A 19,781-nucleotide genomic window follows, 5' to 3' on the forward strand; every position below is an offset into this window, starting at 1 on the left:
CGTCTCCCTCCTAATCTTTTGTCTGGTGCGGATCAAGCGCATCCTGCAGTCCATCACCAAACACGTTAAACGCAAACATCGTCAATGAGATGAGGAGCCCTGGAAAAAACAGCCTCCACCATTGTCCGCTCAGAATGACACCGAGCGCATCATTGGCCATCGTTCCCCAGCTTGCGATCGGCGCCTGTACACCTAGTCCGATAAAGCTGAGAAAAGCTTCTGCAAAAATGGCCTGCGGAATCGTGAAAGTAAGATTGACAATGATAATACCCAGCATGTTGGGGAACAAATGTTTAAGAATAATCGTGCGGTGAGAAGTTCCAAGCTTTTGTGCTGCGGCTACAAACTCCTGCTGTTTGATCTGAAGGATCTGTCCCCTTACTACCCTCGCCATTGACACCCAGCCTGTTATGGAGAGAGCAATGATAATCGTCCATAAACCAGGCTTCATGACGACAAGCAGCAAAATAACGACAAGCAGGTAAGGTATACTGTATAGAATTTCAACGAGTCTCATCAGCAGACTGTCAACCCGGTCTCCGAGCTTTCCGCGGCCAGCCATGTATCCTGAAATTCCGCCGACAAGGAGTCCGATGACGAGGTCAATAAGAGCCGCAGCAACGCCAATCGTTAGTGATATCCTGGCTCCGTACCACGTTCTCGCCCACATGTCGCGTCCAAGGTCATCGGTTCCGAACCAGTGCTTACCGCCCGGAGCAAGATTTCCGTTAGCAAGGCTCTGATCCGAATAACTGTAAGGAACCATCTTTGGTCCGAAAAGAGCAAAGAACAGGATGAACAATAAGAGAATGGCACCGGTCAAAGCCAGCTTGTTCTTTATCACCCTTCTAATGCTTTCTTTTGCCTGGCTGACACTCGGGCGCTTTATCTCGTCTTTCCGCAGCCGGTCTTTCTGAAGCGGCCGGAAGAGTGTGTCTTGAGATGCTTTTTCCAGCATGTCATTCCCCCCTGCTCGTTAGTTTGATTCGCGGATCAATGAGCCTGTACGATAGATCGATCAGAAAAAGCGTGACGATCAGCACAACACTGAAAAATATTGTAGTCCCCAGAATTACCGGATAATCACGGTTAAAGATGCTGTCCACAAAGTATTTGCCGAGGCCCGGAATGGCGAATATTTTTTCAATGACAAACGTTCCGGTAAGAAGATGTGCGACGAGCGGTCCCATAAAAGAGATGACCGGTATAACCGCATTCCGGATTCCATGCTTTACAACAATTCCTGCTGTACCCAATCCCTTGGCATCTGCTGTCTTCATGTAGTTCTGCTTAAATACTTCAAGCATGCTTGAACGCGTAAACCTGGCGATAATAGCGAGTGGTCCGGCTGCAAGTGCAACAGATGGCAAGATGGTATGCTGCCATGTTCCCCATGAAGCTACCGGCAGCATCCCCCACTTGACCGCAAAAAATTTGATTAATAGAGGCGCCAGAATAAAGCTTGGAATCGAGATTCCGAGTATCGCAACCGCCATGGCAGCATAATCTACGGAACGGTTATGGAAAAGCGAAGCAATGATTCCGAGCGCCATTCCAAAGAAAAGAGCGATGACCAGCGCCTGAAACCCGAGCAATGCCGATACGGGCAGTCCTTCCGCAATCAGCGTATTCACATCTCTGGTCTCTGATTCGATCGACGGCCCAAGATCAAAGGATGCCAGATTTTTTAAATACAGCACATATTGAACCGGCAGAGGCTGATCGAGGTTGAATTTTGCTCGCATGTTATTCAGCACTTCTTCAGGAAGAACATCTGAATCCGAGGCAAATGGATCGCCCGGAATCGCGTGCATGATCACAAACGTCAGTGTTGTGATTACCCAGATGGTCAGCAGCATCGTTAATAGCCGTTTTACAACGTACATCATCATCTTCCCTCCCTCTTATTTTCATATGGCTTGACCTTATGCGTTGGCATGCCCGAGCACGCCGTTCGTTGCCGCCATGCCGATAATGACGGCTCCCCACATATGTTTGTAGGCGGTTATGTAATCCTCGCATGTAAACCGGATTCGTTTTGGGCCGATCAGTTCAACAGTCGGCAGGGTAGTCGTCATTAACGCCTGGTTTGTGCCTTTAAACTCGATCTCAAACGTGATCGGACCCTCTACAGTATAAGGAGGGATCTCCTTCGCTCTCTGTACTCCGCGCATGGCTTTCTCGCGGATGATCTGCCGTGCTTTTACAGGATGGATGAGCTCGGCAGCAAAACGGTCAACTGCATATTTAACCACTGCTCCTTCGATATCCGGCAGTGTTTCCATGACTTCTTCCACATAAGCGTCATCGCCAGTAGCAAGAATGGCAGGAACTCCGAAGGATCCAGCCGCACCGGCATTCATTTCTGTTTCACCGACGATCTTGCCGTTGATCTTCATTTCACCTACCGCGACACCTGCCAAAGTATGGCTGATAACAGCACGCTCTGACCCCGCTTCACGTCCGTGGTGACCTACGAACATAATGCCGTCGAAGCTTTCATCCAGTCCGGCCAGCTGGCAGAGAACCCTGTTGTTTCCAGAAACAAGACGGGCTCTTTCATCGAGTTCCTCAACCAGCAGGTTTGACATGTTGCCATGGCCATCAGCCACTGTAACTTCTGTCGCACCGCCTTCAAATGCTCCCGCGATCGCTGCGTTCACGTCCTGTGTCATTAATTTTCTGAACCGCTGATATTCGTCATTTTTCTTAAGCTGCATGTTTGTAGCTACACCTGAGATTCCTTCCATATCTGCCGAAATAAAAATTTTCATTGTTCTCCTCCTTTTAGATGAATGAAAATGGAACTTGTACATCGTCAGACAGACTTGAAACCTTATCTCTTATGTATTTGCTTACATTCTGCTCATGTCCGCATGGCCCGGTTAGCCCAGTAAGTTCTTTAATCAACTGAAACATTAATTCAATCACCCCCCAAAGAATACGGAATTTTCTGAACGTTTTAGTTATATAAAAAAGACCCGCGGGTCTTAAATATATTCAAATGAATTTTTGTAGATATCCATTTGCAGAATGACATTCGTTTTGTTGATGCCTTCGATATGATGAATACTTTTGACAATTTCAGTAATTTCCTCATAGTGGCGGACATTCGCCTGTACTAGAAGCTGATATTCTCCCGAAGTAAGGGTAATAAAACGGATACCGGCAATCTCCTGCAGCTTTTTAATTGTATCCTCCATCCTCGGAGGTATGGCACTGATCTGGATAATAGCACCAACCTTTACTCCAAGAGAAATTGGATTAACGACACCAACAACTTCAAGAATATTATTTTCAACTAAATTATTGTAGCGGGTTCTTACCGTCTTTTCCGTTACATTCAATCGCTGGGCAATTTCAGTAAAGGACATCCTCCCATCTTTGGAGAGGAGTTTAATAATTCCCTTGTCCAGCTGGTCTATGATTTCGACAGACACTAAACTTCCACCTTTCAGTACAAAAAAATAAAAAAATTACTAAATTAGTACTATTTATAGTTATTTAGTACCTCATTACATAACTAAGTCAAAATAAAAGTATTGTGTTTAGTAATTTTAACATAGTATAATTTTTTCAGAATATTTATTCAAGTGTTTTTTCAAAAAAATTGAAAAAGTGGGTGTAATATATGTTGCTCATTAAAAACGGAACGCTGATCATTGGAACCGAAAGCATAGGGAAAGGAGATCTTTTGATCGACGGTGGAAAAATTATAAAGACCGGGAAAAATCTCAAAGCGGATGATCGGACAAAAGTGCTTGATGCGGAGGGAAAGTTTGTAACACCAGGGCTTATCGACGTACATACACACCTCGGGATTCATGAAGAAGGAATCGGGCTGGCAGGACATGACTATAATGAAACGAGCGACCCGGTAACTCCTTATGTCAGGGCTATCGACGGCATCAATCCTAACGAAAAAGGTTTTGAGGATGCTCGAAAAGCAGGTGTGACGACCGTGCAGGTGATGCCGGGCAGCGCCAATGTCATCGGCGGAGAGATGGCTGTTTTAAAAACAGCCGGCATTGTCATCGATCAAATGGTCCTCCGCAGCCCTTCAGGCATGAAAGCGGCCTTTGGTGAGAACCCGAAGCGTTTCTATGGAAGCAAAGGAAAAACTCCAGTTACCCGTATGGGGATCGCAGCGTTGTTTCGAAAAGAGATGAAACGTGCACAAGATTATCTGCGAAAGCTTGAAAATGGAGAGGTGATTGATTTTGACCTTGGGGCAGAACAGCTCATTAATGTGCTGAAAGGTGTCATTCCCATTCGCGCCCACGCACATCGTGCGGATGATATTGCTACGATCCTAAGGTTGGCCAAAGAATTTAACTTTGAAGTGACGATTGAGCATTGTACAGAGGGGCACCAAATTGCCTCTTATATTGCAGAACATAATGTCCGAGTTTCCGTCGGGCCTACATTATCTACAAGGAGCAAGATAGAGCTTGCCGATAAAGGCTGGCACACGCTGAATGCTTTGGATCAGGCAGGTGTTCCCGTATCCATTACGACCGATCATCCTGTTGTAGGTATCGACAGCCTTATTTTAAGTGCTATTGCCGCGGTGAAACACGGCTTAAGCGAGGAAACCGCCTGGAAGGCTATTACAATCAATGCCGCAAAACATTTGGGTGTCGATGAGAGGGTCGGTTCTCTTGAACCTGGAAAGGATGCCGACGTCGTGGTTTGGAGCGGAGATCCGTTCGATGCGCGGAGCACTGTTGAAAAGACGCTGATTAACGGAGAGACCATTTACGATTCAGGGATATCGTCAAACAAATAAAAAAAGACAGCTGTCTATCAGCTGTCTTTCTTTGTCCAGTTTTCTTCAATAAAGGTATCTCTTCCGGAATCTATGCGTTCCTGCTTATATTTCTCAGGGTTTTTCTTGTAGAAACCCTGATGATAGTCTTCTGCTGAATAAAATGCTGAAGCCGGCAGAATCTCTGTTACAATTGGCTTGTTGAAACGGCCGCTGCTGGCCACTTCTTGTTTTGAGCGCTCGGCTAGTTTCCGCTGTTCTTCATTATGGAAAAAAATTGCGGTTTTATATTGGCTTCCTCTGTCAAAAAATTGTCCACCGTCATCGGTTGGATCGATTTGAGGCCAGTAAAGGTCCAATAGCTTTTGATAAGGAAATAGAACGGGATCGAAGGTGATCTCGACCGCTTCATAATGGCCGGTCGTACCTTTTTTGACTTCTTCATATGCCGGATTCTCAACATGGCCTCCAGTATACCCTGAAATGATGCCGTGGATGCCCGGAAGTTCATCAAATGGCTTTACCATGCACCAGAAACAGCCTCCGGCAAACGTTGCTTTTTCAAGCTGATTAACTTCTTTCATTTTGCCTCCCCCATATTTCATGTTCAGTCTTTTCATCATATATGGTTGGAGCCAGAAAATCCATCAAAAAGGCCGGTTCTTCAACAGAACCAGCCTTATCTTTTTTTCGATTAATCATCGAGATAATCTTTATGGTTTTTATTCCTTTTATTGCGTCTTGCTGAACGTACCACTAAAATGACAATGATGATAATGAGTAAGATACTAACGTTCAAGAATCCGCCTAAGAATAATAGTATGTCTTTTAACCAATCTGTTATTGATTCCATGCTGTCATTCACCTCTTATTTCTACATTACCCAGTTAAAGTCTAACTTAATCTTTAAGTGGCTTCCGTTTGGTTATTTATAGTTTTGGATACCCTGTCAGTGGAATTCTATTCAAAATCACGTCCATCCTTCATGAGAAAAAGCAAAAAACACCCAGCAATAAATCGCTGGATGTTTGTATGGTCAGTCATAAAAATATAGGCCGGAATCAGGTCCGATTCTCCTGTTTTCATTCAAAAAGTGAATGTTCACCATATCTTCAATCGGCAGTTCAAAATCAAAAATATCAATATTTTCACGTATGCGGTGAGGTGTCGCTGATTTAGGAATGACAGGAATTCCGTTTTGCAGCGCCCACCTCAATACCACCTGAGCCGGAGTTTTCCCGTGTTTCTCTGCAATCTGCAGGATAAGGCTCTCATGCAGAATCTCTCCCTGCATCAACGGGCTCCATGCTTCCACTTGAATATTGTTTTGATGGCAGAAATGCATCAACTTTTTCTGAGAGAGCCTCGGATGATACTCTACCTGGTTGACCTGAGGCTTAATCTCGCAATGCCTGATCAACTCTTCCAAATCTGATACACCAAAATTGGAAACGCCAATTGCTCTTACATCTCCACGGTTGTATAGGATCTCGAGCGCTCTCCACGTTTCCTTGATCTGCCCTTTAACCGGCCAATGAATCATGTAGAGATCAATATAATCCACACCAAGTTTTCGCCGGCTCTCATCAAAGGCTGCAAGCGTATTATTGTATCCGTGGGACGCATTCCATAGTTTTGTTGTAATAAAAAGAAGTTCTCTTGAGACTGTACTTTTTTGTAAAGCGTTTCCAATTTCTGTTTCGTTTTGATAGATTGCGGCCGTATCTATGCTCCTGTACCCGGCATCAAGAGCGGCATGCACCGCTCGTTCAACCGCTTGCGGGTGCCGAAGCTTGCAGGTGCCCAGCCCGACCCAAGGCATGTTTACCCCGTTCGCAAGCACCGTTCCTTCATCCAGATGAATCATCGTCCTTCCCCCGTTTTTCATACTTTCTATACCTTATGCTGACAAACTGGTTTTCATTTAAAAAAAAAGATGAAAAAACGTAAACAAAACCGGCTGGCGTCCGATATTAAATACAAGTAACATCAATCTAAAAAAGGGACCCTCAGGGGTCCCTTTTTAATTGCTTCGTTCATATTTTAAACTTCGAGATCATATCCTGAAGCTCTTCTGCCATATAGGATAATGACTGTGCAGAAGCTGTTATTTCTTCCATGGAAGCAAGCTGCTCTTCCGTCGAAGCCGCGATGCTTTGTGCACTTTCTGAAGATTCTTTGGCGCTTGCCGCCATCTCATCAGCTGATTGTGAAATAGAGTTAGAACCATTTGCCAGCAGCTGGATCGCGCCCGAAATTTCCATGATTTTTTCATTAACATCCATGACGGACTCTTGGATCAGATGGAATTGTTTTTCTGTTTCCTGGACAACCGTTAATCCCACTGAAACATTTTCTTTTACGTTCTCGATTGACTGGCTTGAAGCCCCAGTTTCATGCTGAATCTGTTCAATAAGACTCTTGATTTCTTGAGCCGATTGGCCGGATTGCTCGGCAAGCTTTCTTACTTCCTCAGCGACCACAGCAAACCCTCTTCCGCTTTCACCCGCCCGTGCAGCCTCAATGGATGCATTCAGAGCAAGAAGATTCGTTTGATTCGAGATATCGGTAATAATGGATACGATATCTCCAATGGATTGTGACCGTCCTCTTAGTTCATCGATCCCCTCATGGGTAATGTTTACCGATTCTTCGATTTGTTTCATTTGTTCTACAGTTCGGCTTACGTATTTTTTTCCTTCTTCAGCCTGTCCAGAAGCGGTGCCTGTCAGTTCACCCGCATGGGAGGCATTCGCAGAAATAACGTCCAGCTGCTGAACAGTTTCCTCAATCATTTCTGCACTGCCAGCTGATTTCTCCATCTGGATATCTGCGCCTGTTGCGACTTGCTGAATGCTTTGTGCAATGTGCCCTGCCGCATGGCTATTTTGCTCCGCGCTTGCTGTCAGCTGCTGTGATGAAGCTGCTACTTGCGAGGTTGTTTCCGAGATTCGTAAAATCATGGACTGCAAACTTTCTGTAAATTGATCAAATGTGCCGGCGAGGACTCCGAGTTCGTCTTTCGTATCTAACTGGATTCGTCTGGTCAGATCCCCTTCTCCCTCTGCAATCTCTTTTAGATTACGATTAAGAAGATGAATGGGACGAATAATAGAACGGACAATCAGGGTGCCGAAGATCACGCTTCCGATCATCAGCAAAAGCAATAGACCTGAGAACACCGTATTTTGAATCATCATGGCTTTTTTATTGTCTGCTTTTGCAGTGGCAATTTCTTTTTCAAGCTTTTTATCCAAGCCTTCAATGACCGGATTTAGTACTTCTTTGCGAATGTTCCGTTCATCGCCGAAGTGAACCGTCATCGCAAGTTCTTTTCCGCCGCCGTCATACGCTTTTATTGTACGTTCACTGGAATTAAAATAACCGGTTAGACCCGCTTCCGATTTTTTGCGGATTTTTTCATCCAGCAGCGGCAGAAGCGGTTTGGCAAGGCTCACAATGCTCTTCTTTTTGTCTGCCATTTCAGCTGTGTATTTTTTGTCGCCGGTCAGCAAATACGCCCGCTCATCGTTGGAGTAGCCAGCAATGTAAAACTGCAGATCTTTTAAAGATGTCTGCAGATCCTGTTTGTCTTGCAGTTCCCCGCTCATCTGTTCCTGCCTGTAGCTATGGAAGTATGAAAAACCTCCAGCTACAATCAGGGCAACAATGGTCGTCCCGATTAGAATGAATAACTTGTTTCGTATTTTCATTAGATGCACCTCTTTATTTTAGCTACTCTCTATATCGGAAAATACAAAGTATTCTTTACCAGGCTTCAAAACATTTTCGAAGAAACCTGCTTTCGGCTATACTGGTAAAGGACGCAGTTCAATCAAACTGCCTGATCGAGAAAGGAGCTTTTCATTACATGAAATCCATTGTTCTTGCCGAAAAGCCGAGTGTAGCCAGAGACCTGGCCCGTGTACTTGGCTGCAGTCAGCAAACAAAACAATATATAGAAGGACCAAAGTACATTGTCACTTGGGCGCTTGGCCATCTGGTAGAGCTGAAGATGCCTGAGGACTATAACAAAGAATATAAAACATGGCGAATGGAAGATCTGCCTATCATTCCTAATGAAATGGGCCTAAAGCTTATTCGCCAGGTAAGCCACCAATTTAAAGGAATCGAACACCTGGCCAGACGAAAAGATGTTGGGGAATTTATTATCGCCACGGATGCCGGGCGTGAAGGTGAGCTTGTCGCCCGCTGGATCCTGGAAAAACTCCGCTGGAAGAAACCGGTGAAGCGCCTTTGGATCTCATCACAGACAGATAGGGCGATCAAGGATGGGTTTCGCAATTTAAAACCTGCCAAAGAGTATGACTTTTTGTATCAGTCTGCCGTATGCCGCTCAGAAGCTGACTGGCTCATCGGATTGAATGTAACACGAGCGCTGACTACTAAGTACAACGAACAGCTGTCAGCAGGGCGTGTTCAGACCCCTGCCCTCTCCATGATTTTAGATAGGGAAGCGGAGATCAAAGCTTTTGTTCCAAAGGAGTATTTTACAATCGATGCCAAGATTGGACCGCTTGATGCGGCTTGGGAGAATAATGGGGAACGAAGAATTTTTGACCGCTCCAAAGCTGAAAAGGTCGTAGAGCTGGTCAAAAATGAGAAAGGTACTGTCGCATCTGTTCAAACGAAGGCAAAGTCTGAACAGCAGCCAATGCCCTATGACCTGACAGAACTTCAGCGTGACGCCAACCGGCGCTTCGGATTCTCAGCGAAAAAAACGTCAAGTGTGCTGCAGAACCTGTATGAGCGCTACAAGCTCGTGACCTATCCACGAACAGATTCCAAATATTTAACTGCCGATATGGAGCAGACGATGAACGATCGGCTGCAGGCCCTCTCCTCTGCCTATCGGGATGAGGTTCAGCCTGCGTTAAGGAATAAAGGCAGAGTGGCCGCGAAGAAGGTCTTTAACAACAGTAAGGTATCGGATCACCACGCCATTATACCAACAGATGAAACTCCTCATCTTGGCGACCTTTCCACTGATGAACGAAAGCTGTACGATATCATCGTCCGCCGCTTTCTTGCTTTATTTTACGGACCTTATCAGACGGAGACCATTCATGCAGTCATTGATGTAAAAGGCGAAATGTTCTCTGCCAGAGAAACCAAAATTGTAGATGCCGGATTTAAGAAAGTTACAGGAAAAGATGAAGACAGTTCTGATACGAAGCCGCTCGGTGCAGTTAAAACTGGACAGGAATTCAGTGTAAAAGATTCCCGCCTGCAGAAGAAACTGACGGAGCCGCCTGCCCGTTTCAATGAAGCAGACTTGCTGGCCCGCATGGAGAAGTTCGGCCTTGGAACGCCGGCTACCCGCGCCGATATCATTGAACGCCTTTTGAGCACAGAGGCCATCGACCGCCAGAACAACCGCCTTCATCCTACGCCAAAAGGAAAACAGTTGATTGAATTGGTAAACAGTGAATTAAAATCTCCTGAACTGACAGCAAAGTGGGAGAAAGAACTAGAAGACATTGCACGAGGAAAAGGAAATCCGAAAGCCTTTCTTGATAATATCCGCAAGCAGACAAAACAGCTTGTACAGGAGATTAAAGGCAGCGAGCAAACGTACAAAGCGCATAACCTCACCGGCTCCAAATGTCCTGAATGCGGAGAACTGATGAAAGAGGTCAAGGGGCGTGACGGAAAAATGCTCGTCTGCTCCAGCAGGGAATGCGGATTCAGGAAGCGAAAGGATCCGAAGCTGTCCAACCGCCGCTGTCCCCAATGCCATAAAAAGATGGAGATCCACAATGGCAAAGCAGGAACTTACTTCCAATGCCGTCCATGCAACGTCGTGGAAAAAGCTGAGGACCGGAAAAAAACGGTTACGAAGCGTGAAGAACGCCAACTGATGAAAAAGTATACGAAACAAGAAGAAGCTCCAATGGGGAACAGCCTTGCCGACGCCTTGAAGTCCGCTTTAGAGAAAAAAGAATAACGTTTTGGTGCCAGGCACCTGCTTTTGACACATGTCAAAAAGCGGTGCCTGGCACCATTTTTTATGGCACCATTTTTTATTCTATCAAATTCAGACGGATGGCTTTTACGACGGCTTCTGTCCGGTTTTTCACCTTTAATTTTTTAATGATGGCTGCTACATAATCCCGGACGGTATACGGGCTTAGATGAAGATGTTCAGCAGCGCATTGGATCGTTTCGCCCTGCGCCATAAGCTTCAATACATCCTTTTCTCTCGGAGTAAGCAAGGGTGATCCGACATCCAGCTGCTGGATAATGCTTCCCCACTGTTTATAGAGCGCTTCACCTGCATAATGGCCAAACTTCATGAGCATTGCCTGCTGATTTGGTTTTGGCTCTTCAAACCATTCCCCATCTTGATCTAACAGAATCAGTCCGAGCAGCCTTCCCTTTCTTGGTGTAAAGATCGGCACGGCGACAAGAGAAGCCAGCTGATATTCATCCGCCAGCCGCTTTGGAATATGCTCTGCTGCCTCTTCAAGGTAAACCGGCTTTGACTGCAGAATTTTCTGCAGATACTTTTTCAAAAATGAGACTTCCGAGAATTCTACCTTTATATTCTGTACATCCTTACCCAAATTCTTATGAGCGGCAAAAATAGCACTCTCCACTTTAGGTGAATAGAGAAACAATGCGCTTCGTTTATAGGATAGATAATCTACAAAGCCATCAGCCACTGTTTTTAATGTATCTGAACAGGTTTGTGCCATGAGCAGCCTGAGAGTATATAAGAGAGCAGCATCCTTCCATTCATTTTCGCTCTCCAGTGTATTCATCTTGATCTGCCGTTTGTACATATTGGAAATGAGCTCAATCCTTTGAGAAGAGATGCTGGAAGCGTCTGTTGATTTCAGACAAAGCAGCAGGGTCTCTTTTGCAAACGAAATCGGAATGACTCTTGGCTGCGTCTCTCCCGGATTCATGAGACGGCATAAAGCGAGAGAAAGCTGTTCCACTGTATGAGCAGACATCGTCATACAGATTTCAATAATAGACTTCGTTTCTTTCGTAGAATCGACACTTCTCAGTTCAATCAGTTTGTACTCGAAATCTTCTATTCGTAAAAGCGCAGCCCAGTGAAGCGGAATAATGTTGGAAGTTATCATTGTATCCAGCCATTTATGTCCGCTCGTTTCTGTTGTCAATGGAATCAGAACCTGGTCGAGCAGCTTATTGAAGATATACTGAATCGATTGATGGTCAATAATACTCGGGTTCTCCTGCTCCTCCAGAATATGATGAATCATATTTTCAATCGCGGATAGCAAAAAAATCACCTGGCTGTAATCTATGTCCATGGAGTACTGATCTCTCCATTGGGATAGCATGGCAAGAATCAGCTGATTAATATGTTCATAGTCATTTTTCTTCAGCAGTTCTTCAAATGAATAGGTCATCATGGCGTCAAATTCAGAGATGAGGTCGTCTTGCTGAGTGGACAGTTCACTTTTCACCCGCTTCCAGTTTGTTAAGATGTCTCCCCCATATTTTGTCAGGAGAGCCATACCATTTAAAAAAAGCTCCTCCATCCGAATTCCTCCCTCTATTTTGCCATAATATCTTACACTTCATATTTTTCGAAATATTTTTACAATATACGACCCATTTACCCCTACATTTGTCGGGTAAAAAAACTTGATTACGATACTTATCGGAATTGTCAGTTTACTGTCCTAAAAGTAAAGTAAGTGTATATTAAAGCGTTTTCATAAATATGAAAGAGGTGGCGTTGATGAATGAAAAAACGGTTCAGTTAAAGCCTGCTATGAAAAAAGGAGGAACCAACAAGAAAGTCTTCTGGAAAGCTTTTGGTTCCGGAATGATTGTACTGACTGCCCTCCTTAGTTTTATGGGGATTTCGGGTACGGCTTACGCCATTCCGATGGCAGGGGTCGGTGACTTTTACGTTGTTTTTGACCATCTTGAAGGAAAGGGCTATACGTTCTATCCGAAGATGGGTGAATCGAGCAAGGAAAAATCCACACCTCAAGGCACAAACCTGATTAAAGAACTGACCATCAATAACCTCCAGCTTTACAAAGATTTCAACATCAGCGGCGATAAATGGATTCGTGTAAAGATCACGGCAAGCAAGCCCGTGCATATTTCAGGGCTGCAGCAGGATGCTTCTGTCATTAATGCCGATGCCAAATTCAGCAACCTCGCTCTACAGGAAAAACATAGCAATGACTGGCAAAAACAATTTCAGCAAATGTCGTCTACCATCCAGCTCGATCATGCAAAATTGAAAACCCACTACCTTTTTCAAGAAAAGATTGTCATGAACGGTATGAAAGTAACAGTTGAACGCATCAACAAACCGGGCAACTAAAATGGGAGGTGAAGAATATGAGCGTAAGACAATGGAAGCAGGAACGTCCCTTTCTTGGATCGATTCTGACACTTCTCAGCGGGGCACTTATTTTGTGGGTTCCCTTAAATTTGATCGTCAAAGCCTTCCTGCCAGGCACAGTATCCGTTATTGGAATCCTATTCGGGGGCTTGGTGCTATTAATCGGCATCATGGGGCTTTTCTTTCCCCAGTTTTCTAAAGTATTTGGTATTGTTGCCATCTTTTTATCCATCCTGTCCATCATCGGTGCTCTTGGCGGCTTTATAGTAGGAACCCTACTTGGTATTACCGGGGGATCCTTGATGGTTGCCTGGAGTCCGCCTGCCTCTGACCGTCGGGCAGGCGAACAGCCTTCAGAGGAAACGGAGGAAGAAATCTACGTTCCTCATAAGATGGTGCAAGCAAAATGATGGCTCGAACACTGATGGCCATCACCTGTCTTTTAGGGCTGACAAGTTTTTTTAGCCCCTCTCAGGCAAAAGCAGAGACGGACGGCCAAAAGTTGGAAGGCTTTGTCATCAGTGCAGATCGGGTCGATGGGGGCACCATGCTTCCTCAAGTGGTCATGGGGGAAACTTCAGCCCAAAAACAAAAACCCATGATTCGTTTTCAGTACCGCAATGCTACACTTTATGGGATGAAACTGACGAAAGTACTGTCAACTAATCAAGGCCCAATCACCATCATCATGAAGGCAAACGGACCAGTTCACCTGACGAACATGACCGTGGATGCTTCCGCCTTTTCTTTAAAAGGAGCCTGTTTGAACGCAGGTGAATCTGTTCCTGAGCTTGGTCTTAAGAATGTAACGATGCTCGTTCATCAGATGAAAGCCGATCAAGGGGAGCTTTCGCGGCTTCAGCTTTCAACTGTAAAAGGCAATCATGAACTACAGAGGCCCGATGCGCCAAAGGTTCTTCAGGATCTCTCTTCTTTACCTTTGTTAGAAGCGAAAGATGCGATTGGCTCACTCATGAAGGGTCACCTTCCGCTTACGTGTGAAGACAAATCAAAGGAAGATCAGTCTGCAGACAAAGGAACAGATCCGCTCTTGCCTGATTCTAAAAAGCCGATTGATAAGAAACTTAAAAAACCGGTTGAGGATGCCGTTAAGCCAGTAAGTGATACTGTTGGCGAGGTAACTAAACCGGTCAAGGATACGATTGACCATACAACAGAACCGTTGAAGAAAATTAAGAAACCGGTAGATGATACCGTGGATACTGTTAAAAAACCAGTGAAAAAAGTAACAGACACCGTCCCTAAAGTGGTTCACCGCACAGAAAAAACAGTGCAGCAAGTCACAGAGCCTGTGAAGAAACATCTGAAGCGGACAAAACAGCAGCTCTGCCAGGACGCAGCCAAAATGGATGGAAAAGTTCCCAAACAGCTTGGGCTGGATTTAATCCATGCCGCCCAAAAGGAAAAAGTACCGCTAACCGATCTTTGTTCAGAAAATGACAAAGCGGAAAAACAACTGAAGCTGCTCCAAAACCAGCTGTTAAAAAATCTGGATCTGCTTTCTCTGCTGAAAAATGATGAAGAACTCGCCTCTCCTGATCTTTTTGAGAAAATGGAAAAGGAGATGAAAAAACATTCAACACTAAAACTGCTGCCAAATCTATTAAAACCGTTGGATGGCCTCTTTCAGTAAATAAACTCTTACAAAAGCAGTCGGGAAATTTATCTCCCGACTGCTTTTTTGTTATTCCATTCCATTTTTCTCAGTTGTAAAATAAAAAAATAATGATGAGTGAATGGAGGGAATGTTTGTGGCACACATTGAGAGAGGCCGATCAAACGTGATCTGGAACGATGTTCTGAAGCTTTATCACGCCGTTGGCTGGAGCAAGCATAATGCTGAAAACATAATCAAAATTTATAACAGCACCACCCATACCTCTTTTGCTTATGTGGATGGACAACTGGCCGGGCTGGGAAGAGCCCTTTCAGATGGCGTATTCAATGCAGCCATCTATGATATTATCGTTTCCCCCGATTATCAAGGCCTCGGGCTTGGACGAGAGATTGTAGTAGATCTGCTTGCTCAGCTACAAGATGTTTCCTGTGTCCACTTAATCTCAACAACTGGAAATGAGGAATTCTATCGGAAAGCGGGATTAAAAATGGCAAAAACCGCGATGGCCCGCTATTTGAACAAGGAAATGGAATCGGAATACTTGCTTTAATCTCTCCAAATAGACAAAAAGGGTTCACATATCGTCCATGATTCTACCTCAACACCTCCCCTCGATATGGTAAATTAATAGGGAAATGAGATACAGGAGGTTACCAGGTATGAATCCATCCCTCAAACGATTTATATTAATTGGAACACTTGAAGGAATATCTTTCCTCGTTCTGCTTGGCATCGCCATGCCGCTGAAGTATTTTGCAGGTTATCCCATAGCCGTTATGATTGCCGGCTCACTGCACGGGCTGTTCTTTGTACTTTACATAATTGCCCTCGCGAATGTCACCTTTAAAAATCGCTGGCCATTCACATTGGTCATGGGAGCACTTGTCGCCTCAGTCCTTCCATTCGGCCCTTTTGTCTTTGATTCTTACTTGAAAAGAAAAGCGTAAAAAACTTGGTGCCAGGCACCGCTTTTTGACAATTGTCAAAAGACGGTGCCTGGCACCTTTTTTATAAAAACTATAGTATTGTGCTGAGGAAATCTTTTGTGCGCTGATGCTGCGGCTCAGAAAAAATCTGGCTCGGGGTACCCTTTTCAACAATTTTACCATCATGCATATAAACAACCGTGTCGGCGGCTTCTCTAGCGAAGCCCATCTCATGGGTTACAACGAGCATCGTCATCCCTTCTCTCGCGAGGTCCTTCATCGTGGCTAGAACCTCACCGACAAGTTCGGGGTCAAGAGCAGAAGTCGGCTCATCAAAAAGCATGATTTTAGGCTTCATTGCGAGAGATCTAGCGATAGCCACCCTCTGCTTTTGTCCCCCAGAGAGTTTTGAAGGATACACATCTTCTTTATCGGCCAGTCCAACCTTTCTCAAGAGCGCTCTGCCTTCTTGAACGGCCTGATCTTTCGGCACCTTTTTTACCATCAGCGGAGCCTCTATGACATTCTCCAATACGGTTTTATGTGGAAAAAGGTTAAAATGCTGAAAAACCATTCCTACTTCCTGTCTGATCTTGTTCAGGTCGGTCTTATCGGGTTCCACCACTTTGCCATCAATCGTAATCGTGCCGCTTTCTTTGTACTCTAAATAGTTTAAACAGCGAAGCAGCGTACTTTTTCCTGAACCGCTGGCGCCAATCAAGACGACAACATCCTGTTCGTGCACTTCAAGATTCACATTTTTTAAAACGTGTAGATCACCGAATGATTTGTTTAAATCATTAACGTTAATCATAACTTTTCTCTGTTCCATGACACTCCCCCTCTACTCGTCTCCTCCGGCGATTTTACCTTCCAGTTTGTTCACCAAAAGGGTAAACAAAAGAACCAGAACTAAATAATAAATAGCAACAATCAGAAGATAGGTCATTTCTTCAAACGTCCGTGATCCTTGAGTTGTCGCCACGTTGAACAGTTCTGAAGAAGAGATAAAAGCAGCCAGCGAGGAATCCTTTAAACCGATTATAAATTGGTTACCAAGGGGCGGAAGCGCACGCCGGAATGCCTGTGGCAATACGATGCGCCTCATGGCAAGAGACGTACTCATCCCTAACGAACGCCCAGCTTCCAGCTGCCCTTTATTGATAGACTGAATCGATCCTCTGAAAATCTCCGCGATATATGCACTGTTATGCAAGGCAAGCCCAAGCGTGGCACACCAGTATGGCGAAATACCGAGCTCTGCCAATCCAAAATAAAAGAAGAAAATCTGCACGATCAGCGGTGTCCCCCTGATAATTGCAATGTAAACGTTCGCGATCGCATTTAAAACTTTGCTGCTCGAGAGCTTAAAAAAAGCAAACAGCAATCCTACTACTGTTCCTATTAAAATAGAAACGATTGTAATCTGCAGGGTCAGCAGCAATCCCTTCATAAAGAGCGGATAGCTGTCGATGAACACGTGAAAAAAATGTCCGATATTTGGCAAACAGGTTCAGCTCCTTCTGAAAGAAAAGAATGTGCCGCATGCTCACACATTCTTTAAGTGAATTATGATTTTTTTGTAATATCAATATCGAGATACTTTTTGCTCAGTTTCTCTAATGTTCCATCTTTTCTAAGTTCTTCGAGCGCTTTATTGATGGCTTTCAAAAGCTTTTTATCTTTTTTGGATACAGCGATCGCCTGTTCACTCGTCCCCAGCGTTTCTGCTTCTGAAACCTTAAATCCTTTTTTAATCGCTTGTTTGCCCGTAATGGAATCTGTGATAACTCCATCGTGCTTTCCTTCACTCAGGGCACGCAAAGCTGTGACATCACTGTCATACACCGATATGTCTTTAGTATATTTTTGAGCTTCGCTTTCATATGTAGATCCTTTAGCAACAGCAATATTTTTGCCTTTAATGTCTTTGACTCCTTTAATGGAGCTGTCTTTCTTAACAAATAATACCGGACCAGAATAATAATATGGCGTACTGAAATTAACAGCTTTCTTCCTCTCAGGAGTAATGGTATGGCTCGCAACCGCAGCGTCAAAGCGATTGGTTTTTACCGCTGTAACTATTCCGTGAAATTTTTGTTTGTCCACTTTTGCTTTTAATCCCATTTCCTTTGCGAGTGCTTTTCCTACCGCTACATCAAATCCATCAAGTTTCCCGTTCTTATCCGAGTAGCTGAAAGGATAAAACTCCCCTGATACGACAAACGAAAATACTCCATCTTCCTTCAGCTCCACTTCATCTCCACTTTTTGTTTTGGAAGTTGAGGACCCGCAGCCGGCAACCGACAAAACTATTGCAACTATTAGTAGTACTGGCAAATAGAACTTTTTCACTGCTTTTCCTCCTTTAGTATTGTTTGATAGTTCTGAATAATACAATGGTAACGTGAGAAAAAATTAAATACTAGCTACAAGAGTACTAGAGACTTTGTACTATACTGGGTAGAATTTCATGCAATTTTTTCCTCTTGGTGCTCTTCCCAAAGAATCATCCACGTTTATCAAACGATATACCTATGAAGTATTTACCCCAATAAAATCAAAATTAATCGTAGGAATATTCGAAATTTTGAAGAATACATAAGTAATCTCTTTATTTGAAGCAAAAAGGCAGCAGCAGAGCACTCTAGGTCTTTTGTTGCTGAGTTTTATACATTTTTTAAAAGGGAGGACAATTTGCCATGGCTGCTGATCATCAGAAAGTCATTCTTCTTTCGGAATATATAAGAAGGAAACGAATAAAAGAGCGTAAAGAAGCAGGTCCTGCCCGCCTGCTTCTCCGTCTTACACTTCTGTTTATTACGGCTAGCATCCTTATTTTCGGTGTATTCATGTGGCAGGATTTTAAACACACAACCCTATTATCACATAACCCGGACGAAATCTTTCAGTTGCTGAAGAATCAGAATGCGGAGGCGCTGACACCCGATGTTAAAGAAAAGATCACCTCATTGGCTTCTGAAATTAATGGATTGGAATATTTGGCTGTATTTTCAGAAAAACAAGGAACAGAAAGATCGGAAAAACGCCCTCCTGATTATGTTTTCTCGACTGCTGGAAAGGAAGTAAATGATACACTCGGAATGGGCAACGGCAAATGGCACATCGAATATAAATTCAAACAAGAAAAAAGCAAACTATTTTGGAACAGTTTCTTGGTTGTATTTATCTTTCTGTCCTTTGCTCTATTTATTTCCTGGATGGTAATCGGCTTTAAATATCCTAAAGGTATGGCAATGACAAACCGTATGATGTATATCAAATAGTATAAAAGCGGCAGGCCGATATGGCTGCCGTTTTGTTTATTGAAATTATTAATTTTTTTGAAAACTTTTTACCGCCTCCTGGACAGACGAGAAGGTTGTCAGTGAAGATAAAGTATTTTCATTGAAGGTGCCCAAACCTGATAAATCCAGGATCAAGTAGTCTGCACGGCTGATATTTATGGAGGATATGACTGTTTCTGTGATTTTTTCAAATCGCTCATCTGTTAAATTTCCGTTAAGCGGTAGAATGAACGTATTTTCAGTAATGGGAACTAGCGGAGTCGACAAACGGTCAATCTCCTTTAACGTAGTTTCCAGCCGATCCTGATACTCTTCTTGCTTTGTGATGTCTTTTTGAATCCCAATAAAATAGTATTTGGCTTCATCTTCTATGTAGAAAGGATCAATCGTTAATTCATTCCAGAAGGAAGTGTGGTCTTCCGGTAATTCTTTAATTTAACGGAAATCCTTTTCTTTTATGAAATAGCATCCTTAATAGCTTTACCTTACTCCGGTCTGTCTCGTCACCTTGCAGAAAGCGGCAGTTCTTACCTATAACTTCCTCGTGCGTATAACCAGACATTGAAAGAAACCCATCATTGACATAAACAATAGGATTATCTGTTAAAGAAGGATCTGTAATCGTGATGCCTGCTCTAGTAAAATCGAGGGCACGTTCAAGGAGTGTAATCTTGTCTTTAAAGAGGTATGGTGTTTGTTTCATAACAACTTCTCCCTTACGTGAGCAAGGCTCCAATGGGTTAGTTGCCATTATATCAATAATTGACCGCGTTTCATA

Annotated in this window: 22 protein-coding genes; 8 read left to right on the forward strand and 14 right to left on the reverse strand. The window is 43.9% G+C overall.

Annotated features, from left to right (window positions below; genetic code table 11):
• Window positions 1–10: 10 nt before the first annotated feature.
• The 5 genes from M1K46_RS14290 to M1K46_RS14310 all read right to left on the reverse strand — a co-directional run bounded on the left by M1K46_RS14290 (window position 11) and on the right by M1K46_RS14310 (window position 3,440).
• The gene (locus tag M1K46_RS14290; protein WP_256226492.1) at window positions 11–958 is read right to left on the reverse strand and encodes an ABC transporter permease; all 948 of its coding nucleotides are present in this window, start codon (window positions 956–958) and stop codon (window positions 11–13) included.
• Between the two features lies 1 nt (window position 959).
• Window positions 960–1,886: an ABC transporter permease gene (locus M1K46_RS14295; RefSeq protein ID WP_305585573.1), complete on the reverse strand. Its 927-nt coding sequence runs from the start codon at window positions 1,884–1,886 to the stop codon at window positions 960–962.
• Window positions 1,887–1,925: 39 nt separating this feature from the next.
• A complete protein-coding gene (locus M1K46_RS14300; protein ID WP_256226494.1) occupies window positions 1,926–2,774 on the reverse strand; it encodes a M55 family metallopeptidase in 849 nt (282 codons plus the stop codon).
• 13 nt (window positions 2,775–2,787) lie between these two features.
• Window positions 2,788–2,919: a hypothetical protein gene (locus M1K46_RS14305; RefSeq protein WP_255357575.1), complete on the reverse strand. Its 132-nt coding sequence runs from the start codon at window positions 2,917–2,919 to the stop codon at window positions 2,788–2,790.
• Between the two features lie 71 nt (window positions 2,920–2,990).
• The gene (locus M1K46_RS14310; protein ID WP_256226495.1) at window positions 2,991–3,440 is read right to left on the reverse strand and encodes an Lrp/AsnC family transcriptional regulator; all 450 of its coding nucleotides are present in this window, start codon (window positions 3,438–3,440) and stop codon (window positions 2,991–2,993) included.
• Between the two features lie 191 nt (window positions 3,441–3,631).
• Here M1K46_RS14310 and M1K46_RS14315 point away from each other — a divergent pair, with 191 nt between their 5' ends.
• Window positions 3,632–4,789 (forward strand): amidohydrolase, encoded by a 1,158-nt coding sequence (locus tag M1K46_RS14315; protein ID WP_256226496.1) that lies wholly within the window; start codon window positions 3,632–3,634, stop codon window positions 4,787–4,789.
• 17 nt (window positions 4,790–4,806) lie between these two features.
• Here the strand turns inward: M1K46_RS14315 and msrA are convergent, their stop codons facing one another.
• The 3 genes from msrA to M1K46_RS14330 all read right to left on the reverse strand — a co-directional run bounded on the left by msrA (window position 4,807) and on the right by M1K46_RS14330 (window position 8,481).
• The gene (msrA, locus tag M1K46_RS14320) at window positions 4,807–5,352 is read right to left on the reverse strand and encodes a peptide-methionine (S)-S-oxide reductase MsrA (protein ID WP_256226497.1); all 546 of its coding nucleotides are present in this window, start codon (window positions 5,350–5,352) and stop codon (window positions 4,807–4,809) included.
• A 452-nt stretch (window positions 5,353–5,804) separates the two neighbouring features.
• A complete protein-coding gene (locus M1K46_RS14325; RefSeq protein WP_256226498.1) occupies window positions 5,805–6,635 on the reverse strand; it encodes an aldo/keto reductase in 831 nt (276 codons plus the stop codon).
• Window positions 6,636–6,804: 169 nt separating this feature from the next.
• The gene (locus M1K46_RS14330; RefSeq protein ID WP_256226499.1) at window positions 6,805–8,481 is read right to left on the reverse strand and encodes a methyl-accepting chemotaxis protein; all 1,677 of its coding nucleotides are present in this window, start codon (window positions 8,479–8,481) and stop codon (window positions 6,805–6,807) included.
• A 158-nt stretch (window positions 8,482–8,639) separates the two neighbouring features.
• Here M1K46_RS14330 and M1K46_RS14335 point away from each other — a divergent pair, with 158 nt between their 5' ends.
• Window positions 8,640–10,736, forward strand: a complete 2,097-nt coding sequence (locus tag M1K46_RS14335) for a DNA topoisomerase III (protein WP_256226500.1) — start codon at window positions 8,640–8,642, stop codon at window positions 10,734–10,736.
• A gap of 76 nt (window positions 10,737–10,812) precedes the next feature.
• Here the strand turns inward: M1K46_RS14335 and M1K46_RS14340 are convergent, their stop codons facing one another.
• Complete coding sequence (locus M1K46_RS14340; protein WP_256226501.1) at window positions 10,813–12,306, reverse strand: helix-turn-helix transcriptional regulator; 1,494 nt, start codon at window positions 12,304–12,306, stop codon at window positions 10,813–10,815.
• Between the two features lie 203 nt (window positions 12,307–12,509).
• Here M1K46_RS14340 and M1K46_RS14345 point away from each other — a divergent pair, with 203 nt between their 5' ends.
• The 5 genes from M1K46_RS14345 to M1K46_RS14365 all read left to right on the forward strand — a co-directional run bounded on the left by M1K46_RS14345 (window position 12,510) and on the right by M1K46_RS14365 (window position 15,716).
• A complete protein-coding gene (locus tag M1K46_RS14345) occupies window positions 12,510–13,109 on the forward strand; it encodes a DUF6230 family protein (RefSeq protein WP_256226502.1) in 600 nt (199 codons plus the stop codon).
• Between the two features lie 17 nt (window positions 13,110–13,126).
• Complete coding sequence (locus M1K46_RS14350; RefSeq protein ID WP_053355358.1) at window positions 13,127–13,540, forward strand: DUF6114 domain-containing protein; 414 nt, start codon at window positions 13,127–13,129, stop codon at window positions 13,538–13,540.
• On the forward strand, window positions 13,537–14,784 hold the full coding sequence (locus M1K46_RS14355; protein ID WP_256226503.1) for a hypothetical protein: 1,248 nt from the start codon (window positions 13,537–13,539) through the stop codon (window positions 14,782–14,784). The genes M1K46_RS14350 and M1K46_RS14355 overlap by 4 nt, the downstream gene beginning before the upstream one ends.
• Before the next feature lie 118 nt (window positions 14,785–14,902).
• Window positions 14,903–15,319: a GNAT family N-acetyltransferase gene (locus M1K46_RS14360; RefSeq protein WP_062236214.1), complete on the forward strand. Its 417-nt coding sequence runs from the start codon at window positions 14,903–14,905 to the stop codon at window positions 15,317–15,319.
• Between the two features lie 109 nt (window positions 15,320–15,428).
• The gene (locus tag M1K46_RS14365; protein WP_256226505.1) at window positions 15,429–15,716 is read left to right on the forward strand and encodes a DUF3817 domain-containing protein; all 288 of its coding nucleotides are present in this window, start codon (window positions 15,429–15,431) and stop codon (window positions 15,714–15,716) included.
• A gap of 70 nt (window positions 15,717–15,786) precedes the next feature.
• Here the strand turns inward: M1K46_RS14365 and M1K46_RS14370 are convergent, their stop codons facing one another.
• The 3 genes from M1K46_RS14370 to M1K46_RS14380 all read right to left on the reverse strand — a co-directional run bounded on the left by M1K46_RS14370 (window position 15,787) and on the right by M1K46_RS14380 (window position 18,050).
• On the reverse strand, window positions 15,787–16,527 hold the full coding sequence (locus tag M1K46_RS14370; RefSeq protein ID WP_305585374.1) for an amino acid ABC transporter ATP-binding protein: 741 nt from the start codon (window positions 16,525–16,527) through the stop codon (window positions 15,787–15,789).
• Window positions 16,528–16,539: 12 nt separating this feature from the next.
• Complete coding sequence (locus tag M1K46_RS14375; protein ID WP_053355363.1) at window positions 16,540–17,202, reverse strand: amino acid ABC transporter permease; 663 nt, start codon at window positions 17,200–17,202, stop codon at window positions 16,540–16,542.
• A 62-nt stretch (window positions 17,203–17,264) separates the two neighbouring features.
• Window positions 17,265–18,050: a transporter substrate-binding domain-containing protein gene (locus M1K46_RS14380; protein ID WP_256226507.1), complete on the reverse strand. Its 786-nt coding sequence runs from the start codon at window positions 18,048–18,050 to the stop codon at window positions 17,265–17,267.
• A 347-nt stretch (window positions 18,051–18,397) separates the two neighbouring features.
• Between M1K46_RS14380 and M1K46_RS14385 the strand changes: the two genes are divergently transcribed.
• Complete coding sequence (locus M1K46_RS14385; RefSeq protein ID WP_256226509.1) at window positions 18,398–18,982, forward strand: hypothetical protein; 585 nt, start codon at window positions 18,398–18,400, stop codon at window positions 18,980–18,982.
• Between the two features lie 48 nt (window positions 18,983–19,030).
• Here the strand turns inward: M1K46_RS14385 and M1K46_RS25645 are convergent, their stop codons facing one another.
• Together M1K46_RS25645 and M1K46_RS25650 are read right to left on the reverse strand one after the other, a co-directional pair.
• The gene (locus tag M1K46_RS25645; RefSeq protein ID WP_305585378.1) at window positions 19,031–19,270 is read right to left on the reverse strand and encodes an STAS domain-containing protein; all 240 of its coding nucleotides are present in this window, start codon (window positions 19,268–19,270) and stop codon (window positions 19,031–19,033) included.
• A 163-nt stretch (window positions 19,271–19,433) separates the two neighbouring features.
• Window positions 19,434–19,706 carry a PAS domain-containing protein gene (locus M1K46_RS25650; protein ID WP_305585381.1) on the reverse strand — a complete coding sequence of 91 codons (273 nt, stop codon included), beginning with the start codon at window positions 19,704–19,706 and terminating at the stop codon, window positions 19,434–19,436.
• Window positions 19,707–19,781: the final 75 nt, after the last annotated feature.

The sequence above is a fragment of the Fictibacillus sp. WQ 8-8 genome (assembly GCF_024494405.1).
Classification (GTDB): Bacteria; Bacillota; Bacilli; order Bacillales; family Fictibacillaceae; genus Fictibacillus_C; species Fictibacillus_C marinisediminis.